Source organism: Catenulispora sp. MAP12-49 (assembly GCF_041262705.1).
GTDB lineage: Bacteria > Actinomycetota > Actinomycetes > Streptomycetales > Catenulisporaceae > Catenulispora.
This window is the reverse complement of the sequence record NZ_JBGCCP010000014.1, coordinates 144,167-163,593: the sequence shown is the minus strand read 5'-3', so window position 1 is coordinate 163,593 and position 19,427 is coordinate 144,167. Positions and strand designations below refer to the sequence as shown.

Annotated in this window: 17 protein-coding genes; 2 read left to right on the top strand and 15 right to left on the bottom strand. The window is 71.8% G+C overall.

The window, feature by feature from the left end:
• Positions 1 to 107 precede the first annotated feature (107 nt).
• The gene (locus ABIA35_RS24980) at positions 108 to 1,553 is read left to right on the top strand and encodes an MATE family efflux transporter (RefSeq protein ID WP_370359510.1); all 1,446 of its coding nucleotides are present in this window, start codon (positions 108 to 110) and stop codon (positions 1,551 to 1,553) included.
• On the opposite strand, the gene ABIA35_RS24975 is transcribed toward ABIA35_RS24980, so the two are convergent.
• The 13 genes from ABIA35_RS24975 to hisI form a co-directional block, all read right to left on the bottom strand.
• Entirely contained in the window at positions 1,541 to 3,358 is a 1,818-nt protein-coding gene (locus ABIA35_RS24975) for a phosphodiester glycosidase family protein (RefSeq protein WP_370359509.1), read from the bottom strand. The two genes, ABIA35_RS24980 and ABIA35_RS24975, sit on opposite strands and share 13 nt — an antisense overlap.
• Positions 3,359 to 3,573: 215 nt before the next feature.
• Positions 3,574 to 4,437 carry a VIT1/CCC1 transporter family protein gene (locus ABIA35_RS24970; RefSeq protein ID WP_370359508.1) on the bottom strand — a complete coding sequence of 288 codons (864 nt, stop codon included), beginning with the start codon at positions 4,435 to 4,437 and terminating at the stop codon, positions 3,574 to 3,576.
• Between the two features lie 20 nt (positions 4,438 to 4,457).
• On the bottom strand, positions 4,458 to 5,609 hold the full coding sequence (gene lgt, locus ABIA35_RS24965; RefSeq protein WP_370359507.1) for a prolipoprotein diacylglyceryl transferase: 1,152 nt from the start codon (positions 5,607 to 5,609) through the stop codon (positions 4,458 to 4,460).
• A 73-nt stretch (positions 5,610 to 5,682) separates the two neighbouring features.
• Positions 5,683 to 6,663 carry a thioredoxin domain-containing protein gene (locus ABIA35_RS24960; protein ID WP_370359506.1) on the bottom strand — a complete coding sequence of 327 codons (981 nt, stop codon included), beginning with the start codon at positions 6,661 to 6,663 and terminating at the stop codon, positions 5,683 to 5,685.
• A 228-nt stretch (positions 6,664 to 6,891) separates the two neighbouring features.
• On the bottom strand, positions 6,892 to 7,740 hold the full coding sequence (locus ABIA35_RS24955; RefSeq protein ID WP_370359504.1) for a DsbA family protein: 849 nt from the start codon (positions 7,738 to 7,740) through the stop codon (positions 6,892 to 6,894).
• 80 nt (positions 7,741 to 7,820) lie between these two features.
• Positions 7,821 to 8,360, bottom strand: coding sequence for a MauE/DoxX family redox-associated membrane protein (locus tag ABIA35_RS24950; protein ID WP_370359503.1), 540 nt, complete (start codon positions 8,358 to 8,360; stop codon positions 7,821 to 7,823).
• A 159-nt stretch (positions 8,361 to 8,519) separates the two neighbouring features.
• Positions 8,520 to 9,329, bottom strand: a complete 810-nt coding sequence (trpA, locus tag ABIA35_RS24945) for a tryptophan synthase subunit alpha (RefSeq protein ID WP_370343018.1) — start codon at positions 9,327 to 9,329, stop codon at positions 8,520 to 8,522.
• Positions 9,326 to 10,642 carry a tryptophan synthase subunit beta gene (trpB, locus tag ABIA35_RS24940; protein ID WP_370359502.1) on the bottom strand — a complete coding sequence of 439 codons (1,317 nt, stop codon included), beginning with the start codon at positions 10,640 to 10,642 and terminating at the stop codon, positions 9,326 to 9,328. The genes trpA and trpB overlap by 4 nt, the downstream gene beginning before the upstream one ends.
• A 168-nt stretch (positions 10,643 to 10,810) precedes the next feature.
• Entirely contained in the window at positions 10,811 to 11,635 is an 825-nt protein-coding gene (gene trpC / locus ABIA35_RS24935; RefSeq protein ID WP_370343015.1) for an indole-3-glycerol phosphate synthase TrpC, read from the bottom strand.
• 265 nt (positions 11,636 to 11,900) lie between these two features.
• Positions 11,901 to 12,107 carry an HGxxPAAW family protein gene (locus tag ABIA35_RS24930; RefSeq protein ID WP_370343013.1) on the bottom strand — a complete coding sequence of 69 codons (207 nt, stop codon included), beginning with the start codon at positions 12,105 to 12,107 and terminating at the stop codon, positions 11,901 to 11,903.
• Positions 12,108 to 12,161: 54 nt separating this feature from the next.
• Positions 12,162 to 12,905, bottom strand: a complete 744-nt coding sequence (locus ABIA35_RS24925; protein ID WP_370359501.1) for a Trp biosynthesis-associated membrane protein — start codon at positions 12,903 to 12,905, stop codon at positions 12,162 to 12,164.
• A complete protein-coding gene (locus ABIA35_RS24920) occupies positions 12,902 to 14,452 on the bottom strand; it encodes an anthranilate synthase component I (RefSeq protein ID WP_370359500.1) in 1,551 nt (516 codons plus the stop codon). Before ABIA35_RS24920 ends, ABIA35_RS24925 begins: the two co-directional genes overlap by 4 nt.
• On the bottom strand, positions 14,449 to 14,877 hold the full coding sequence (gene hisI, locus ABIA35_RS24915) for a phosphoribosyl-AMP cyclohydrolase (protein ID WP_370343009.1): 429 nt from the start codon (positions 14,875 to 14,877) through the stop codon (positions 14,449 to 14,451). The genes ABIA35_RS24920 and hisI overlap by 4 nt, the downstream gene beginning before the upstream one ends.
• 118 nt (positions 14,878 to 14,995) lie before the next feature.
• On the opposite strand from hisI, the gene ABIA35_RS24910 reads away from it, so the two are divergent.
• The gene (locus ABIA35_RS24910) at positions 14,996 to 15,601 is read left to right on the top strand and encodes a DUF1707 domain-containing protein (RefSeq protein WP_370359499.1); all 606 of its coding nucleotides are present in this window, start codon (positions 14,996 to 14,998) and stop codon (positions 15,599 to 15,601) included.
• A 50-nt stretch (positions 15,602 to 15,651) separates the two neighbouring features.
• Here the strand turns inward: ABIA35_RS24910 and ABIA35_RS24905 are convergent, their stop codons facing one another.
• Both ABIA35_RS24905 and ABIA35_RS24900 read right to left on the bottom strand, forming a co-directional pair.
• Positions 15,652 to 17,484, bottom strand: coding sequence for an ABC transporter ATP-binding protein (locus ABIA35_RS24905; protein ID WP_370359498.1), 1,833 nt, complete (start codon positions 17,482 to 17,484; stop codon positions 15,652 to 15,654).
• Entirely contained in the window at positions 17,481 to 19,310 is a 1,830-nt protein-coding gene (locus ABIA35_RS24900; RefSeq protein ID WP_370343006.1) for an ABC transporter ATP-binding protein, read from the bottom strand. The genes ABIA35_RS24905 and ABIA35_RS24900 overlap by 4 nt, the downstream gene beginning before the upstream one ends.
• Between the last annotated feature and the right edge of the window lie 117 nt (positions 19,311 to 19,427).

The following is a 19,427-nucleotide window of genomic DNA, read 5'->3' as shown; positions in this document are numbered from 1 at the left end:
GCTGGGGCAGCGCTGGCGGCGGTTTATCGGTTGCGGCGGCGGCGCGCCTCATGGTACCTCTTTTCGCGTTACCTCGATTCGAGGTACAGCGAAACGAGGGGGATCCGATGAGCGTCACCGCTGGGGGACACCGCCGGGCGATCGTGGCTTTGGCGTGGCCGGTGTACGTGGAACTGCTCGCGGGGGTGGTGGCCGGGATCATCGATGTCGCATGGGTCGCGCACCTGGGGCCGGCGCCCACGGCGGCGGTCGCGCTGGCCACGAACCTGGAGAACCTGGTGCTGGGCCTGGTGCTCATCGCCGGCGCGGGAACGACGGTGCTCATCGCGGCACGGCCGGCGGCTGACGGGCGGCGGGCGGCCATGCGGGGCGGGGCGGTGCTGTCCGCGGTGATCACGGTGGTGGTGGTCGCGGGCGGGCTGGCGTTCCGGGGGCCGGTGGTGGGGATGTTCTTCGGCCCCGGCGACGCACGGCGCGACGCACTGGGGTACCTGGCGATATCCGTACCGGGGCTGGCGGTGTACTTCGGGCAGCTCATGGTGGACGCGGTCTTCAAGGGCCTGGGCGACACGCGCACGCCGATGCGGCTCGCGATGGGGGCCAACGCGCTGATCCTGGTGCTCGACCCGACGCTGATCTACGGGCTCGGGTTCGGCGTGCGAGGCGCGGCGATGGCGACGGTGACCGGGCGGGCGGCGATGCTGGCGGTCTCCGGGGTGCTGGTGCGCCGGCGCATCGGACATGACGAGGCGGCGGAGGTGCACACCGTCGCGGCGCGGCCGGCGAGCCCGGCGCAGCCAGCCGTTGCAGCGCTATCGGCCAGCTCGGCGCAGCCAGCCGTCGCGGCAAGGAGTGGCGGGGGTTCGATCGCGGTGCTCGAAGCTCCGGCTGTGACTGCCGCACTCCCCCGCCGGGCCGCCACCGCCACCGCCCGCGGCCTCGCCGCCTCAGCCCTCGAAGTCGCCCGCGCCGGCGCGCCGCTGGGCACCGACTTCCTCGTGCGGATGGCCGGGGCGACCGCGTTGGCCGGGGCGGTCGCCGGGTTCGGTGTCACGGCGGTGGCGGCGTATGGCATCGGGACCAAGGCCATGTACTTCGCTTCGATGGCGTTCTATGCCGTGCGCCAGGCCGCGACCATCCATTCCGCGCGCAGCGCCCCGGACTCGGCCCACCGCATCACGACAGCGGTGATCGGGGTCGGCGCCGTGGTGGGTGCGGTTGCCGCGGTCGGGTATGCCGGGGCGGCGCCGTGGATCATGGCGGCGTTCACCGGACGGGCCGAGGTGGTGGCGGTCGGGGTGGTGTTCCTGCGGTGGCTGGCGCTCTACCTGCTGCCCATTTCGGTGGTGATCAGCCTGTCCGGCGCGTTGGCCGCGGGGCGGGGCGGGAACCGGCTGCTGCCGGTGACCGCTGGTGGGACCGTGGTGCTGGTGGTGCTCGCGCACCTGCTGGCCGGGCCGTTCGGGCTGCCGGGGGTGTGGGCCGCGATGGTCGCCAGCGCGGCGCTGCAGTGCGCCGCGCTGCTGGTCCTGCTGCGGGGTCAGCGCAGGTAGACGGCCATGAAGTCCTTGGTGGAGTTCACGAAGAACTTGTTCGGGCCCTGGAGGAAGTCCTCGTACAGCTTGGAGTTGTCGGGGTTGCCGTCGTGGGCCGGGAAGTACTGGAAGTCCGCCCAGCGCAGGTTGATGTCCAGCTGCATCGCGCGGACCGCGCCGGCGTCCTTCAGCAGGCGCGCCAGGGAGGGGGCGGTCAGGTCGTTGCCGCCGACCCAGACGATGTCGCCGTCGGCCTTGACGCCCACGCCGGAGCGCCAGACCGCCGCCGAGCCGTGGTCGGCGCGGCCCCAGTCGGAGCTGCTGTCGATGTAGGAGACGACCTGGCCGCCGTCGACCATCAGCTTCAGGTTCTGCCGGACGCTGATGATGTCCGGGTTCTTCTGGAAGCTGTAGTCGCGGCCCCACATGCCGACCGCCATGTGGCCGTCCTTGAAGATGACCTCGCTGGCCGCGCCGTCTATCAGGGGCGCGGCTGTGACGCCGTGGTCGTAGTAGCCGCCGTGGGACTCGCTGATCTTGAAGCCGCCGTTGAACAGCGCCATCAGGTTCGGCCGGGCGTCGGCGTCGATCTGGTTCGGGACGTTCGTGATGATCGAGTTCAGCCCGCCCTCGTGGCCGGGGTGCAGGACGAAGCTGCTGTGCTTGGTGTCGATCACCGCGACGTCGGCGGTCACGCTGGTGTACACCGCGTCCGGACGGATGCGCGCGACCTGCACCACCGGCTGGCCGCCGGGAGTCTGCACCGCGACCTGGAACTCGCCCTCGCCGGGCTCCAGGGTCAGCCCGGGCGGGGCCGGCAGGCGCGGCTGCATCGGGATCACGTCCGCGGGCGGGGTGCTCGACGTGCCGCCCTTGCCCGGGACGGCGCCGCTCTTGGACGGTTTGGCCGAGCTCGGCGCGGTCGTCGGACCCAGGTCGGTGAACTGCTTGGCGTCCACCGAGCCGCCCTTGGACGGCGGGTTCAGGTCGTACTGCCACTGCTCCAGCCGCGCCACCAGGCCGCCCATGCCGTGGTCGCGGCCCCACTCGGCCAGCCGCGCCTGCACGGTGTCGGTGCCCGGGGAGGTCAGGGCGCCGGCCACGGACCAGGCGACAGTGCCGAAGAAGAGCAGCACGGCGCCCCACAGCGAACGCACCACGATCTTGCGGCGCCGACGCTGATGGGGGTTCAGACGCGCCTTGTGCTTCCACGGCAGGACCCGGAAACCGCGTCCGTACAACGGCGTGTGGCGCTGGCGCCGCGCCGGGAACGGAGCGTCGGAGTGCTCAGAGTGCGCGGAGTCCCCAGCGTTCCCGGAGTCCCCCGAGCTCCCGGAGTCCATGGAAAACCTCGAGGGCTCGTCCTCGGCGGCGGGCTGTTCGACGGATCCCGCTTCGGCGATGGCCCGAGCCGTCTCGTCGGCGACGTCCTTCGGCACCTCGGGGGCCTCGGAGGCTCCGGAGCCGGGCTGCGGACGGACCCGCATGTGCTCCTGGGCGCCGGCCATGGACAACGAGACCGTCTCGGACAGCGCGTCGCCCGGGAGCTGCGCGGCCGCCGCGGGCAGCGAGACGGTCTCGGCCAGCTCGTCGGCCTCGTGGGGTGCGGCATCCTCGCCGCGCACCGCGGACCCGTCGTGCGGTTCAGCCCCGTCAAGCGCCTCGGCCCGCGCGACGCCCTCGGCGCTCGCAGCGCTCACATCGCTGCCAACGCTCGCAGCGCTCGCGGCATCGCCCGCACCGTCCCCGTGCACCGCGCCGGTGTCACCCTCGGCCGGCTCACCGTTCCGCAGGGCTTCCAGCTCCTCGCTCTTCGCGGACAACAGCCGCACCTCTCCTCGCCATGATCCGGAGCCGCGCCGATCCCCGTCAACGACCCCGCGTCTGCCCGTTCGCTCTACGTCTTCGACGCGGAGCGGGCATCAGTGGTTGCTTCGAAACCTGATCTCGCGAGTCATCTCCCACCGGCGGACGCCGGCTGAACGCCGATTAGCCCGGATGATGTGATTTTTACACTATTAAGCTCGAAGGACGTCCGTCATCCCACATGCCCGCCGATCAGCGCGCCGAGCCCGAAGGTCACCACCGCGGCGGCCGCACCGAACAGCAGCTGGCGCAGCCCGGAGAACCACCAGGAGCGGGAGGACACGCGCGAGACTATCGCCCCGCAGGCGAACAGTCCGCCGAAGGCCAAAAGCATCGCCACCCAGAGACTGCTCATCCCGAGCAGGTACGGCAGCAGCGGCAGCACCGCGCCGATCGCGAACGACCCGAAGCTGGACACCGCGGCCACCACCGGGCTCGGCAGGTCGGTCGGGTCCACCCCGAGCTCCTCCTGCACGTGCACGATCAGGGCCTGGTCCGGGTCGCGGTGGATCTGCCGCGCCGCCTCCAGGGCGAGGTCGGGGTCCAGGCCGCGCTGGGTGAGGAACTCGGCGAGCTCCTTCATCTCGGCGGCCGGGCGCCGGGCCAGCTCCAGCCGCTCCATCTCGATCTCGGCCTGGGTGACCTCGGTCTGGCTGGCCACCGAGATGAACTCCCCGGCCGCCATCGAGCAGGCGCCGGCGACCAGGCCGGCCAGGCCGGTCAGGACGATGGTCTTGTGCGCCGCCCCGCCGCCGGCCATGCCGGCGATCAGGGAGAAGTTGGACACCAGGCCGTCGGTGACGCCGAAGACGGCCGGCCGCAGCCAGCCGCCGTTGACGTCGCGGTGGTGGTCCTTGGGGATCGACGGGCCCTGGTAGGCCGGGTGCGAACGGTCGGCCGGGCCGGATCCGGAGTCCCCGGATCCGGCGGCCGTGCCGGCGTTGTCAGCGCTATCTGCGTTATCGGCGCTGTCGGTGCTGTCGGCGTTGTCGGTTGTCGGGTCGGTGGTGAGAACTGAGACGTCAGGGTGATTCATCGACTCGATCCAGGCAGGCGTTACGGGTTCGAGGACTCGCTCGCCTTGCCGGTCGGGGTCGACACCGTCTCCGGTCCGCCGTCCTGGGCCGGCACCACCACATCGGCGGCCGGCTCGGAGTCCTTCACCAGTTTTTCAGGTTCGCCCGCCTGTTCGCCAACAAGGGCATCCTCAGTAAGGGCGTCCTCACCTGCATCGGAAGTCTCATCCGAGAGCTCCGAGACTTCCGAGACGTCCGAGAGCTCCGCGGGCTCCGCACCCTCCGCCGCCGGCACCCCGCCGTCGGACGGCATGTACGGCGTGGACTCGCGCCCCGGGTACTTCTTGCGCGACCACACGAAGTACACGACCGCGCCGATGAACACGATGATCGCGGTCCAGTCGTTCAGCCGCATGCCCAGGAAGTGGTGCGCGTCGTCGATGCGCAGCGACTCGATCCAGAACCGGCCCACGGTGTAGGCCGCGACGTAGATCGCGAACACCCGGCCGTAGCCGAGCTTGAACCGCCGGTCGGCCCACAGGCACAGCAGGGCCACGCCCACGCACCAGATCGACTCGTACAGGAACGTCGGGTGGAACGGCCCGCCGGCGACCAGCTCGGCCTTGCCGTCCGGGCCGAGCACCGCGGTCTGGGTCGTGGTGTCCATGACGTGGACGTTCAGACCCCACGGCAGGCTGGTGTGGCTGCCGTACAGCTCGTTGTTGAACCAGTTGCCCCAGCGGCCCAGCGCCTGGGCCAGGACGATGCCCGGCGCCGTGGCGTCGGCGAAGGTGCGCAGGCTCGCCCCGCGCCGGCGGCAGCCGATGTAGGCGCCGACCGCGCCCAGGGCGATGGCGCCCCAGATGCCCAGGCCCCCCTGCCAGACGTAGAACGCCTTGACGGGGTCCCCGTCCTTGCCGAAGTACGGCGCGGAGGTCGTGATGACGTGGTAGAGGCGGCCGCCCACCAGGCCGAACGGCACCGCCCAGATGGCGATGTCGACGACCTCCTGCGGCTTGCCGCCGCGGGCGCGCCAGCGCTTGTCGCCGAGCCAGACGGCGACGAGGATGCCCGCCAGGATGCACATGGCGTACATCCGGATCGGGATCGGACCCAGGTGGTACTGGGCCTTGGTCGGGCTCGGGATGTCCGCCAGATAGGCGGCGGCGTGGTGGGCGACGGTGAGGCTCATCGGGGGCGGTCGTCCTCAGAGGGTGTGAGCCGGGCCCGGTTCCCCGGGCCCGGCGCAGATCAGACGGTGACGGTCAGGACTTCGACGAGGTCGGGGTGGGCGCGGAGGAGCCGGCCGAGCTGGCCGAGCTGCTCGCGGACGACGGCGGCGTCGTGGCCGGCGCGCCGGAGGAGCTCGCACCGCTGGACGGCGAGGACGCACCCGAGGACGGCGCCGAGGTCGGCGCGGTCGGCAGGGTGGTCGGCGTGCCGGCCTTGCCGCCGTCCTTCTTGAACGCCGCGTCCAGCTGGCCCTGGAAGTACTGCAGGACCGCGGCGGCGCTGTTCTGGGTGAAGGACAGCTGCTGGCCGTCGATGAACATCGTCGGCGTGCCCGGCAGGCCCAGCTTGTTGAAGTTGTCGGCGTTGGCCTGGACCCAGCCGTTGTGCGTACCGCCGGTGACGCAGGACTGGAAGTCCGCGCTGGACTTCAGCGCCGGGATCTCGTCGGCGATCTTCAGCAGGGCCGACTTGTCCGCCCACGGGTCGGTCTGCTCGTTCGGCTGGTTCGCGTAGAGCAGGTCGTGCAGCGGCAGGAACTGGCTCTGGTCCTGCGCGCAGGCCGCGGCGTTGGCGCCGTTGAGCGAGCCGGTGCCGTTGTCGTGGCTGTCGATGACGCGCGCCGGGTGGTAGGTGATCTGCAGCTTGCCTGCCTCGACGTACTGCCGGTAGGTCGGCTCGACGGCCGTCTCGACCTCCTGGCAGACCGGGCAGCGGAAGTCCTCGAAGACGTTCATCTTCACCGGCGCGTCGTCCGAGCCGATGTGGATGCCCGTGGCCTTGGTGGACTTGGCCTGCGGGTCGACCACGGCGGCGGCCGGGGCCAGGTAGGGCGTGCTGTTGTGCTTGGCCGCGGACACCGCGATGCCGACGCCGCCGGCCACCGCGACGACCAGAACGACGACACCGCCGATGGTCATCTGCTTGCGGCGCCGCTCGCGACGTTGGCGGGCGACTTTCTCCGCCAACACCCGCTCACGAGCGTTCTGCTTCCCTACCCGGTTCGCCTGGCTCATCGTCGTTAACAGTCCTGTCCGGTTCCGTCTGGTGGAGGCGTGCCTGGCTCGGACCCGGGCACGCGCACCGCATCTTATGCGGTGACTGCCTGGAAACGCACCGGAGGTGCGGCGGGTTGCGCCAAATCCTTCAGGAACTTTTAGGCCGCCGTCCCCTGCGATGTGCCAATGGCACCAGGGGGCGGCGGCCCGGAGTGAAGACCGGTCGCGGGCAAACCCGCAGGCAGGTCAGCCCTGCTTGGCGACCGCGGCGTCGAGCGCGGCCTTGTAGTCGGCGGTCTGCTGCGGGCCCGGGACGACCGTGGGGTCCTTGAGCTGGAACGGCGTGCCGTCGATGTAGATGTCGGGGGTGCCGACGTTGCCGCCGAGCTTCTTGCTCAGCCAGGTGTAGTTGTCCTTGATCCACTGCGCGTACTTGCCGCTGCGCGCGCACTCGTCGAAGGTCGCGCTGCGCAGGCCAGGGACCTGGCTGGCGAGGTTCAGCATGGTGTCGACGTTGCCGTAGGCGTCGTTGGTCTCGTCCGGCTGGTTCTTGTAGATCAGGTCGTGGTAGGCGATGAACTCGGCCTGGCCGACGTCCGCGGCGCAGGCCAGGGTGGCCCCGCCGACCAGCGAGCCCTGGCCGCCGCCGTTGCGGTCGATCAGGTCGACCAGGCGGTAGTGGACCTGGATCTTGCCGGCGTCGGCGTACTCCTTGTTGGTGGCGCCGAAGAACGTCTCGGCCTCTTTGCAGAACGGGCAGCGGACGTCCTCGTCCACCTCGACGGTGACCTTGGCGTCGGGCTTGCCGTAGACGATCGCGCCGGGGTCCGAGGCGGTGCCCGGACTCGGGTTGACGCCGGATGGCGCGGCGAAGGGCTGGCCGGCCCCGTAGGCGTTGCGCGCGTTCTTGTTGCTGGTCGACTTGTTGTTCTGCACCAGCACGCCGATCAGCACGGCCAGCGCGATCACCGCGACCGTCACACCGCCGATGACCAGCTGCTTGCGGCGGCGGTCCCGGGCTGCCTGCTGGCGGCGCGCCTCGGCGGCACGCTCTCGTCCGGTGCGTCGCGGACCGCTGCCGCCAGAGCTCGTCATGAACCCATCGTGCAGGGGTCCCATTTGCGGAACAATCGGACAGGGCGGATCGGGTCACGATCCGCTCGGGTCCGGTCGGGTCAGATCGGGTCGCCCAGCAGCGCGCGCTCCAGCGAGAGCTTGGACGCCGGCTTCCAGATCAGCCACGCCGCCGGGACCATGAAGAGCAGGTCTCGCAGCACGTCCAGGGTGTACCGGGTGTGACCCTTGGCGACCAGGCCGCCGCTGCCGCCGCAGCCGCAGCTGATCGCGATGCCGCGGGCGCCCAGGGAGATGATCCCGCCGATGTAGACCAGCAGTAGCAGCGCGGAGAAGATCGCCACCAGCCGGGTGCCCAGGCCCAGGATGAGCAGGATGCCCAGCGCCATCTCGAAGTAGGGCTGCGCGTAGCCGAAGGGCGTCACGAGGGACTCCGGCAGGATCTTGAAGTCGCGCACGCTCTGCGCGTTGCTCTCCGGCGAGCCCAGCTTGCCCAGGCTGTAGTAGAGCCACATCGCCGCCAGCAGCAGCCGCATGCCGAGGCTGATCCACTGCTGGTAGGCGGCCAGGAAACCGCTGATGCCGCCGGACGTGGGCGCGTCCTTGCCCTTGGCGGGGGCCTTGGAAGCCATCGAAGTCATAACCTTCTGTCCTCGGACGGTGTCGGCGCGTGCGCGCCTCAGGTCGGGGCGGGCTTCATTAAATTACAGGCACAGAAGACCCTCGCGGGAGTGCCACTCACCCCCGCGAGGGAACTTCCTAGCGGTTTCTCAGCTACGGTGCGCGATCGGGGCGGACCGCTACCGCGCCTTGCTCCCCCGCCGCACGCCGTCGGCCAGCTCGGCCGCCAGCTCCCGGACCGCGTCCACGCCCGTGCGCGGGTCGCGGTTGTCCAGCAGCCGCCGCACGAACGCCGAGCCGACGATCACGCCGTCGGCGTAGGCGGCGATCTCGGCGGCCTGGTCGCCGGTGGAGACCCCGAGTCCGACGCACACCGGGGCGTCGGTGGCCTGCCGGGTCCGCTCGACCAGGGCCCGGGCCGAGTGGCCGACCTGGTCGCGGGCGCCGGTGACGCCCATGACCGCGCCGGCGTAGACGAAGCCGTTGCAGGCCTCGGCGGTCAGCGCGATGCGCTCGGGGGTGGAGCTCGGGGCGACCAGGAACACGCGGCTGACGTCGTGGGCGTCGGTCGCGGTGATCCAGGGGCCGGCCTCCTCCGGGATCAGGTCCGGGGTGATGACGCCGCTGCCGCCGACCGCCGCGAGCTCCCCGGCGAAGCGGTCGACGCCGTAGTGCTCGATCGGGTTCCAGTACGACATGATCAGCGCGGCCGCGCCGGTGTCGGCGACGGCCCCGGCGGCGCGGATGACGTCCGCCGTGGTCACGCCGCGGGCCAGCGCCTGGTCGGCGGCGGCCTGGATGACCGGGCCGTCCATCGCCGGGTCGGAGTACGGCAGGCCGACCTCGATGACGTCGCAGCCGCCCTCGACCATGGCGCGCATGGCGTCGATGGAGCCGTCCACGGACGGGTAGCCGGCCGGCAGGTAGCCGATGAGGACGGCGCGGTTCTCCGCCCGCGCGCTCTTGAGCACATCCTGGAGCCGGTTCACAGCTCTCCCCCCTCGCTCTGCCCATCGTCGACAAAGTCGACACCGAAGTACGCCGCCGCCGTGTGCATGTCCTTGTCACCGCGCCCGGAGAGGTTCACCACGATCACCGGTTCGCGCCCGAGCTCCTCGGCCAGCCGCGGCGCGATGCGCAGGGCGCCGGCCAGGGCGTGCGCGGACTCGATGGCCGGGATGATGCCCTCGGTCTCGCACAGGACGCGGAAGGCGTCCATCGCCTCGCTGTCGTCCACGGGTTCGTAGACGGCGCGGCCGGTGGCGTGCAGCCAGGCGTGCTCCGGCCCGACGGCCGGGTAGTCCAGGCCCGCGGAGATGCTGTGGCTCTCCTTGGTCTGGCCGTTCTCGTCCTGGAGCAGGTAGGTGCGGGTGCCGTGCAGGACGCCGACCGAGCCGCCGGTGATGGAGGCCGCGTGCAGGCCGGTGGCCACGCCCGAGCCGCCGGCCTCGAAGCCGTACAGCTTCACCGACTCGTCCGGCACGAAGGCGTGGAACACGCCGATCGCGTTGGAGCCGCCGCCGACGCAGGCGCACACGGCGTCCGGCAGCGCGCCGGTGAGCTCCCGCGTCTGCCGGCGCGCCTCCACGCCGATGACCCGCGCGAAGTCGCGGACCATCGCCGGGAACGGGTGCGGACCGGCGGCGGTGCCGAGCAGGTAGTAGGTGTTGTCGGCGCTGGCGACCCAGTCGCGCAGGGCCTCGTTGATGGCGTCCTTCAGGGTCTGCGAGCCGATCGCGACCGGCACCACCTCGGCGCCGAGCATGCGCATCCGCGCCACGTTCAGCGCCTGGCGCTTGGTGTCCTCGGCGCCCATGTAGACCACGCAGTCCAGGCCCAGCAGCGCCGCGGCGGTCGCGGTGGCCACGCCGTGCTGGCCGGCGCCGGTCTCGGCGATGAGCCGGGTCTTGCCCATGCGCTTGGCCAGCAGCGCCTGGCCCAGCACGTTGTTGATCTTGTGCGAGCCGGTGTGGTTCAGGTCCTCCCGCTTGAGCAGGATGCGGGCCCCGGCGCGGGCCGAGAGGTTGTGGGCCTCGGTGAGCAGGCTCGGGCGGTTCGCGTAGTGCAGCAGCAGGTCGGCGAACTCCCGGTGGAACTCCGGGTCGGTCTTCGAGGTCTCGTAGGCCTCGGTGACCTCCTTGAGGACGGCCATCAGCGCCTCGGGCATGAAGCGGCCGCCGAACAGGGCCTCGTCGGAGGGGAAGTGCCCGGTGTCGTCGGGCATCGCGGCCGTGGCCGCGTACGCGGAGATGATCTCAGCGCGAGGGTCTGACGATGAATGCGGATCTGTCTGGTCAGACATGGAGATGTCCCGGTGATATGTGATGTGTACAGCTATGACGGAAGCGGGTGACTACGCTTCCTGCCATCGGCGCGCCGCCGGGACGTGCCGCCACCAGGGACGGCGGCGGGCCGCGGCCCGGGGCTTGCTCGACATCACAATGCTGGACTCTACCGTCTCACCGGGCGCTCAGGCGCGCCCGTTCCGCAGCGCGGGATGCGCGCCGGCCGCGACCAGGTCGGCGACCGCGGCGCGCGGGTCCTTGCCGGTCACCAGCGACTCGCCGACCAGCACCGCGTCGGCGCCGGCGTTGGCGTAGGCGATCAGGTCGTGCGGGCCGCGCACGCCGGACTCGGCGACGCGCACGACGTCGTCCGGGACCAGCGGGGCCAGCCGCGCGAAGGTGTCGCGCTTGACCTCGAGGGTCTTCAGGTCGCGGGCGTTGACGCCGACCAGGCGGGCGCCGGCGTCCAGCGCGCGGCGCACCTCTTCCTCGTCGTGCACCTCGACCAGCGGGGTCAGGCCGATGGAGACGGCGCGCTCGATCAGCGACTCCAGCGCCGGCTGCTCCAGCGCGGCCACGATCAGCAGCGCCAGGTCGGCGCCGTGCGCGCGGGCCTCCCACAGCTGGTAGCTGGTGACGATGAAGTCCTTGCGCAGGACCGCGATGTCGACCTTCTTGCGCACGTCGTCCAGGTCGGCCAGCGAGCCGCCGAAGCGGCGCTGCTCGGTGAGCACGGAGATGACGGTGGCCCCGCCGGCCTCGTAGTCGGCGGCCAGGCCCGCGGGGTCGGCGATCGCGGCCAGCGCGCCCTTGGACGGCGAGGAGCGCTTGACCTCGGCGATCACCTTCACACCGTCGCCGCCGGCTCCGCCGCGGCGCAGCGCCTCGACGCCGTCGATGGCGCTGTCCATGCGCGCCACCCGGGCCTTGAGGTCGTCCAGGCTGATCTTCTCCTGGCGTTCGGCAAGGTCGAGGCGGACGCCTTCGATGATCTCGGCAAGTACGTTCACCGTCGTCAGCTCCCCTCGATCGCCACACCAGACAGACGGACGACCCCGCCCCGAGTACGACCGGGTGGGGAGGGTGTCCGACGTCTCACTCTAGCGGCTCCGGAGGGTCTCCGAAGTCCAGTGATCTTCTGGTGGGACGAACGCGGAGCCCGCCGCGACACTGCGCGGCGGGCTCCGAAGCGTACGGATCCGCAGGTCCGGCACCCGTTCCGGGGCCGTTGCGGGCCCGGTGCGGGTTGGTGCGAGCTGGTGCGAGCTGGTGCGACTACTTGGCGACCGCGCCCAGACCCATCGCGGACATGGCCTTGCCGACGATCGGGGAGATCACGGCGATCCCGCCGCCGACGATGGCCGCCGCCGGCACGGCGAACACCAGGCCCGCGCCGCCGATCAGGAAGCCGATGATGCAGAGGAAGACAGCGGTCCAGGCAGCCGGGGTGCTGCCGTGGTCCTCACCGGAAGATGACGACATGGTGCTCCTAGCACTTACAGGTGATTCAGGCGCATCCATTGTCAACGATTCGGCCTAATGCTCCGCACGCGGGGTGGTGCTGACCGGCGCGGCCGCCCCGGCGGGGTCGCCGGCCGGATCCGCGGCGGGGCCGCCGGTCGGGTCCTCGCCGCGGTCCAGGGCGTCCCACAGGTCCTTGGAACTGCCGGGGTCGACGACCCGCGCGGCAGCCGCCCCGGTCGCGGCGTTGTCATAGCGCGAAGACATCCCGGGCCAGGTCGCACCGCGTACGACAGTGGCCGCGCCGGCCAGCACGACCAGCACCCCGCCGAACGCCGCGAGGATCCACCAGGAGGCCGTGTGCGCGGCGACCTGCCCGGCCGCGTAGCCCTTGGTGGCGGCCTTGTCGGCCAGGACATGTGACGCATGACTCGTGCCGCGCTCGCCGAAGGCGTAGACCGCCGCGCCGATCCCGGCCGCGATCAGCAGCACGCCGACGAGCCGCCGCGCCAGCCGCTGCGTGGCGAACAGCGCCAGGCCGCCGGCCAGCGCCGTGAGGCCGAGCGCGGTGACGCCGGCGGACAGGTCGTTGCCGCTGGCCGAGACCTTGAGCGTGTTCGGCGCCTGGCCGACGGTCGCGGTGGCCCAGGGGCGGCCGGCCGCGGCCCAGGCGAGGATGCCGCCGAGCAGGGCCAGCAGGACGACGAGGCTCAGTTCGCGGCGGTTGTTGCGGCGGGCCGGGGCGGGATCGGCAGCCGACGCATCGCCCTTCACAGCACTGGCCTTCACAACCCCGCCCTTCTCAGTTCCCGTACTCACCGCGCACCCTCTCCCACCGCCGACCGCATCGTGCCGGCGACCGCGACCGCCTTCAGCACGGCCATCGCCTTGTTCCGGCACTCCTGGTCCTCCGCGAACGGATCGGAGTCCGCCACGATCCCCGCGCCGGCCTGCACGAAGGCCACGCCGTCGCGGATCAGCACGGTGCGGATCGCGATGGCGGTGTCGGCGTCGCCGGCGAAGTCCAGGTAGCCGACGATGCCGCCGTACAGGCCGCGGCGGGTCGGCTCGTTGTGCTCGATGATCTCCATGGCGCGCGGCTTCGGGGCGCCGGACAGGGTGCCGGCCGGGAAGGTGGCGGTGACCGCGTCGAAGGCGGTCTTGCCCTCGGCCAGGTCGCCGATGACCGTGGAGACGATGTGCATCACGTGGCTGTAGCGCTCGACCGCCATGAAGTCCACGACCTCCACCGAGCCCGGGCGGCTGATCCGGCCCAGGTCGTTGCGGCCCAGGTCGACCAGCATCAGGTGCTCGGCGCGCTCCTTGGGGTCGGCCAGCAGGTCGGCGGCCAGCTGCGCGTCCTGCTCGGGGTCGGCGCCGCGCGGGCGGGTGCCGGCGATCGGGTGCAGCATCGCGCGGCCCTCGGTGACCTTCACCAGCGCCTCGGGCGAGGAGCCGACGATGTCGAAGCCGCCCTCGGCGCCGCCGTCGGGGCCGGGGACCCGCAGCAGGTACATGTACGGGCTCGGATTCGTCGCGCGCAGCACCCGGTAGACGTCCAGCGCCGAGGCCTCGACCGGCGCCTCGAAGCGCTGGCTCACCACGATCTGGAACGCCTCGCCGGACTTGATCTCCTCGATGCAGCGCAGCACCGTCTCCCGGTAGTCCTCCGGGGTGCGGTTGGCGCTGAAGTCCGGCGCCACCGCCGGGTCGTACACCACCGGGGTGTTGACCATCGGCTCGTTCAGCGCGGCGGTCATCGCGTCCAGCCGCTCCACGGCCCGGGCGTAGGCCGCCTCGACGCCGGTGGGCAGGTTGTCGTGGTTCAAAACGTTGGCGATCAGCCAGACCGAGCCGTCGGCGTGGTCCAGCACCGCCAGGTCCAGGCTGAGCAGGAAGGTCAGCTCCGGGATCAGCAGGTCGTCCTTGGCCAGCTCCGGAATCCGCTCCAGGCGGCGCACGGCGTCGTAGCCCATGTACCCGACCAGCCCGCCGGTCAGCGGCGGGAGCCCCGGCAGGCGCGGGGTGTGCAGCAGCTCCAGGGTCTGGCGCAGCACGTCCATCGGGTCGCCGGAGGCCGGCAGCCCGACCGGCGGCTCGCCGATCCAGTGCGCCGCGCCGTCCTTCTCGCTCAGCGCCGCGCCGGTGCTGACGCCGACGAAGGAGTACCGCGACCAGATGCCGTGCTCGGCCGACTCCAGCAGGAAGGTGCCGGGACGCTCACCGGCGAGCTTTCGGTACAGCCCGACCGGCGTCTCGCCGTCGGCCAGCACCCGTCGTACCACCGGGATCACCCGGCGGTCCTGAGCCAGCTCGCGGAAGGTCGGCAGGTCCGGGGTGTCCACCCCTGGGGGGAAGGCCGTCATGCCGCCGATTCTCCCAGAGGCGCGCGCACCGCCGACGCCGAGTCCGCGCCCGCGCTTGAGGCCGCGCCGAGCGGCAGCTCCCCGGCGTCGAAGCACGTCCGGTCCCCGGTGTGGCACGCGCCGCCGCTCTGCTCCACCTTCAGCAGCACCGCGTCGCCGTCGCAGTCCACCGCGGCGGCCTTCAGCACCTGGACGTTCCCCGAGGTGTCGCCCTTGGTCCAGTACTCCCGGCGCGAGCGCGACCAGTACGTGACCCGGCCGGTGGCCAGCGTGCGCCGCAGCGCCTCGTCGTCCATCCACGCCAGCATCAGCACCTCGCCGGTGTCGTGCTGCTGCGCGATGGCGGCGAACAAGCCGTGCTCGTCACGCTTGAGCCGGGCGGCGATCGCGGGGTCCAGGGCGGGGGTGGCGACTTCGTCGGTCATGCACCCATTGTCGCCCGCGGCCCCGGCGGCACGTCGCGCGGGTTCGGTTCCTGCGACCGGCGGCCTGATTGCGATATAACGTGAAGGTCGTCACCACTGCCGTCCAGGGGGAGCCCGCATGTCGACCGATCCGGCCAAGCAGCCTGTGCTGCGTGCCTCCGACGCGGACCGCGACCGAGTCATCGACACGCTGCGAGCCGCCGTGAGCGACGGCCGCCTCGACCCCGCGGAGTACGACGAGCGCGTGGAGACGGCGCTGACGGCGCGCACCTTCGAGGCGCTGGCGCCGCTGACCGCGGACCTGGAGCCCGGGGCCGGCGTGGCCCCGGCGCCGGCGGCTTCGGCCGGAGAAGTGGTGAGGATCCGCGAGAAGCACGGCCCGGTGCGCCGCGAGGGCCGGTGGAAGCTGCCGCACCGGCTGGTGCTGCGCACGCTGTGGTGCCCGATCACGCTGGACCTGACCAGCGCCGTGCGCAGCGGGCCCGAGCTGATCATCGAGATGCGCGGACGCGGCAACGGCGTCACGCTCCTGCTCGGCCCGGGCATGACGGTGGACGCCAACGAGCTGTCGGTGCGCCACGGCGGCGTCGACATCACCAACCCCGACGACGGCACGCCGGAGGTGCTGCACGTCCGCCTGGTCGGACGGAACAAGCACGGCTCGGTGGTGGCGCGTTGGCACAAGCCGGGCGAGGCGGGACCGTCGAACGAGGATCCCGCCTGATCTTCCGCATATCTATGAAGTCCGCGAATCTATAAAGATCGACTGCTTGTCTACGAGGACTGCTGCCGCGACCAGCTCTCGTACAGCCCCGAGTACACCCCGCCGGCTCCGACCAGCTCCCGGTGCGGCCCGCGCTCCACGATCTCCCCGGCGTCGAACACGAACACCTCGTCCGCGGCCTCGGCCGTGGAGAGCCGGTGCGCGATGGCGATCGACGTCCGCCCCCGCGTCAGCCCGTCCAGCGCGCGGGTGATCCGCACCTCGGTCGCCGGGTCGACGGCCGAGGTGGCCTCGTCCAGCACCAGCAGGTCCGGGTCGGCGATGTAGGCCCGGGCCAGCGCCACCAGCTGCCGCTCGCCCGCCGACAGCGACTCGCCGCGCTGCCCGACCCGGGTGTTCAGGCCCTCGGGCAGCCCGTCGAGCCAGTCGGTCAGGCTCAGGTCCTCGAACGCCCGCCGCACATCGGCGTCGGTGGCGCCGGGCTTGCCGTAGCGGACGTTGTCCCCGACCGTCATGTCGAACAGGAAGCCGTCCTGCGGCACCATCACCATGCGGGAGCGCAGCGTCTCGAAGTCCACGTCCTTCAGCGGCACCCCGTTGATCAATATCCGGCCGGAGCTCGGGTCCATCAGCCGGGTCAGCAGCTTGGCGAACGTCGTCTTGCCCGAGCCGGTCTCCCCGACCACCGCCACCCGGGTGCGCGGCGTGATCTCGGTGGTCAGCGAGTGCAGCACCGGGGCGCCGCCGGGGTAGGCGAACACGACCTCTTCGAAGCCGACGCCCAGCGGCCCCTCCGGCGGCGTCACGCCGGCCTCGCCGGGGTCCACCACGTCCGGCGGCTCCTCCAGCAGGCCGACGATGCGGCGCCATCCGGCGATGGCGTTCTGCGCCTCGTTCAGCTGCTCGGTGGCGAACTGCACCGGCGAGATGAACAGGTTCACCAGGAACAGCATCGCCGTCAGGTCGCCGGCGGACAGGTGGCCGCCGACCCCGAGCATCACCCCGACGACCACGATCGCGGAGTTCACCAGGCCGGCGACCAGCTCGCCCATGGAGAAGGTGACGACGATCAGCCGCTGGGTCCGTACCTGGGAGTCGCGCGTGTCCTCCACCGCCGCGCCGATCCGGGCCCCGGTGCGGTCCTCGATGCCGTAGGCGCGCAGCACGTCGGCGCCGACCAGCGCCTCGGAGACCTCGCCGAGCATCTTGCCGTAGCGCCGGCGCACCTTGCGGTACGCCCGGCCCGTCCGGCCCTGGATCTTGCGCATGACCAGGAACATCGGCACGAAGCAGACCCAGACCAGGATGGTCAGCTGCCAGGAGAACACCGCCATCACGGCCGTGACCACCACGACCTGCGCGACGGCGACGAACAGCTGCATGCCGCCCTGCTGGATGAACACCGTGACCGTGTCGATGTCGCTGGTGACCCGGCTGACCAGCGCGCCGCGCTGCTCGGCCTGCTGGTGCAGCAGCGACAGGTCGTGCACGTGGCGGAAGGCCTTGGTGCGCACCTCGGCCAGCCCGCGCTCGCTGGAGGTGTAGAGGCGGAAGTTCATCAGGTACGCCGAAACCGCGGTGATCAGCACGGCCACGGCGCTGAGCGCGACCATGTTCCGCACCACGCCGTAGTCGGTGCCGCCCTTGGCGAGGATCCCGTGGTCCAGTGTCTGCTGCACGGTCAGCGGGATCACCACCCGGCCGACGGTGGCGATCAGCGCCAGGGCGGCCGTGATGCCCAGGCCCTTGGTGAAGGCCGGGGCCAGGCGGACGCCGCGGCGCAGGACGGCGTAGCCGCCGTCGGAGGCTTCAGGAAGCTGATAGCCGGCCGGGACGACGGTGGTCTGGTCGGCGTCATCGAGTTCGGCGACGGCGGTGCTCATATCCCGACCTCCTGCAGCTCGCCGTCGCGCTCTTCGTGGTCGCGTTCGTAGGCGGTGATCAAATCGCGGTATCCCGCACAGCGCTCCACCAGCTCAAGGTGCGGCCCGCGGTCCACGACCCGGCCGTGCTCCATGTAGACGACTTCGTCGGCCAGGGCGATCGTGGCCTTGCGGTAGGCGACGACCAGGACCGTGGAGGCCAGCGTCCCCTCGCCGGCGGCGTCCCGCAGCCCGCCCAGGATCGCGGCCTCGACCTGCGGATCGACGCTGGCGGTGCAGTCGTCCAGGATCAGCAGCCGGGGGTCGCGGATCAGGGCCCGGGCCAGGGCCAGGCGCTGGCGCTGGCCGCCGGACAGGGTCGCGCCGCGCTCGCCGATGACCGTGTCCAGGCCCTCGGGCAGGCGCTTGACGAAGCGCTCGGCCTGCGCCAGCCGCAGCGCGGCCCAGATCCGCTCGTCGTCGGCGTCCCGGTCCAGCCGGATGTTGTCGCGGATGCTGTCGGCGAACAGGAAGGTCTGCTGCGGGACCAGCGAGACCTGTGCCGGGACCTGGCCGCGGGCGAACTCGCGGACGTCGGTGCCGTCCAGCTCGACCGCGCCGCCGTCGGGGTCGGCCAGGCGGGCCAGCAGGCCGGTGAGCGTGGACTTGCCCGAGCCGGTCGGCCCGACGAGCGCCACGGTCGAGCCTGGCCGCAGGCTCAGGTCGATGCCGCGCAGGATCTCCTGGCCGTCGTAGCCGAAGCTGACGTGGTCCAGGCGGACCTCGGCGGCGCCGTCCGACGGCGCCTGCGCGGTGCCGTACTCCATGTCGCCCTGGGCGTCGAGCACGGCCTTGACCCGGGCGTAGCCGACCACCGAGCGCGGCAGCTCGCCCAGGACCCAGCCGATGGCGCGCAGCGGGAAGGCCAGCAGCGTGATCAGGTAGGCGACCTGCACGACCTGCCCGGCCTGGATCGCGCCGGAGGCCACCCGGGAGGTGCCGACCAGCAGCGCGACCAGCACCCCGAGGTTGGGGACGGCCTCCAGCGCCGGGTCGAAGAAGGCGCGGGCGCGGCCGGCGGAGATGTTGGCGTCGCGCAGGCGGTCCGCGGCGGCGGCGAAGCGCACGGTCTCCTCGTCCTCGCGGCCCAGGGTCTTCACGACCAGGCCGCCGTCGAAGGACTCGTGCGCGATCTCGGCGACCCCGGCGCGCATCTCCTGCGCGGCGGCCAGCCGGGGCGCGGCGTAGCGCTGGTAGACGGTGTTGAGCACGATGATCGCCGGGAACAGCAGGAAGCCGATGATCGCCAGCACCGGATCGGTGAGCACCATCGACACCAGGGCCGCGACCATCATGATCAGCACCCCCAGCGACATCGGCAGCGGCGCGATGAACTGCCAGGTCATGTCCACGTCCGAGCCGGCGTTGGACAGCAGCTGGCCGGTGGGGTGCCGGCGGTGCCAGGACAGCGGCAGCTGCAGGTAGCGCTCGGAGACGGCGCGCCGATAGCGCGACTGCAGCCGGAACTGCATCACCCCGGCCAGCAGCCGCCGCCCGATGATGCCCATCACCTTGGCCAGCGCCACGCCCAGGATCAGCAGCCCGGCGGTCAGCGTCGCCCCGGCCGGCACCTTCCCGGCCGCGAACGCCGGCAGGACCGCGTGGTCGGTGGCCCAGCCCACGGCCCAGGCCGCGCCGACCGTCATGATCCCGTACACCGCGCTGCCGGTGACCGCGGCCGCGAAGACTCGCGGCTCGGTGCGGATCGCGACACCCAGCAGACCGAACCCGCGCTTGAGGATCGAGTCCTTCGTCCGCGCAGCCGTTTGTAAACTCTCCGTACTCACGTCATCCCACCCATGTCACGCCGAGACCCTGCCCGGCATCCACTCTGGCGGACAACACCCGGCCGGGTAAAACCCATTCCGGATGCGCGACTATTACTCCCGGTTTGGTTAGGCGGA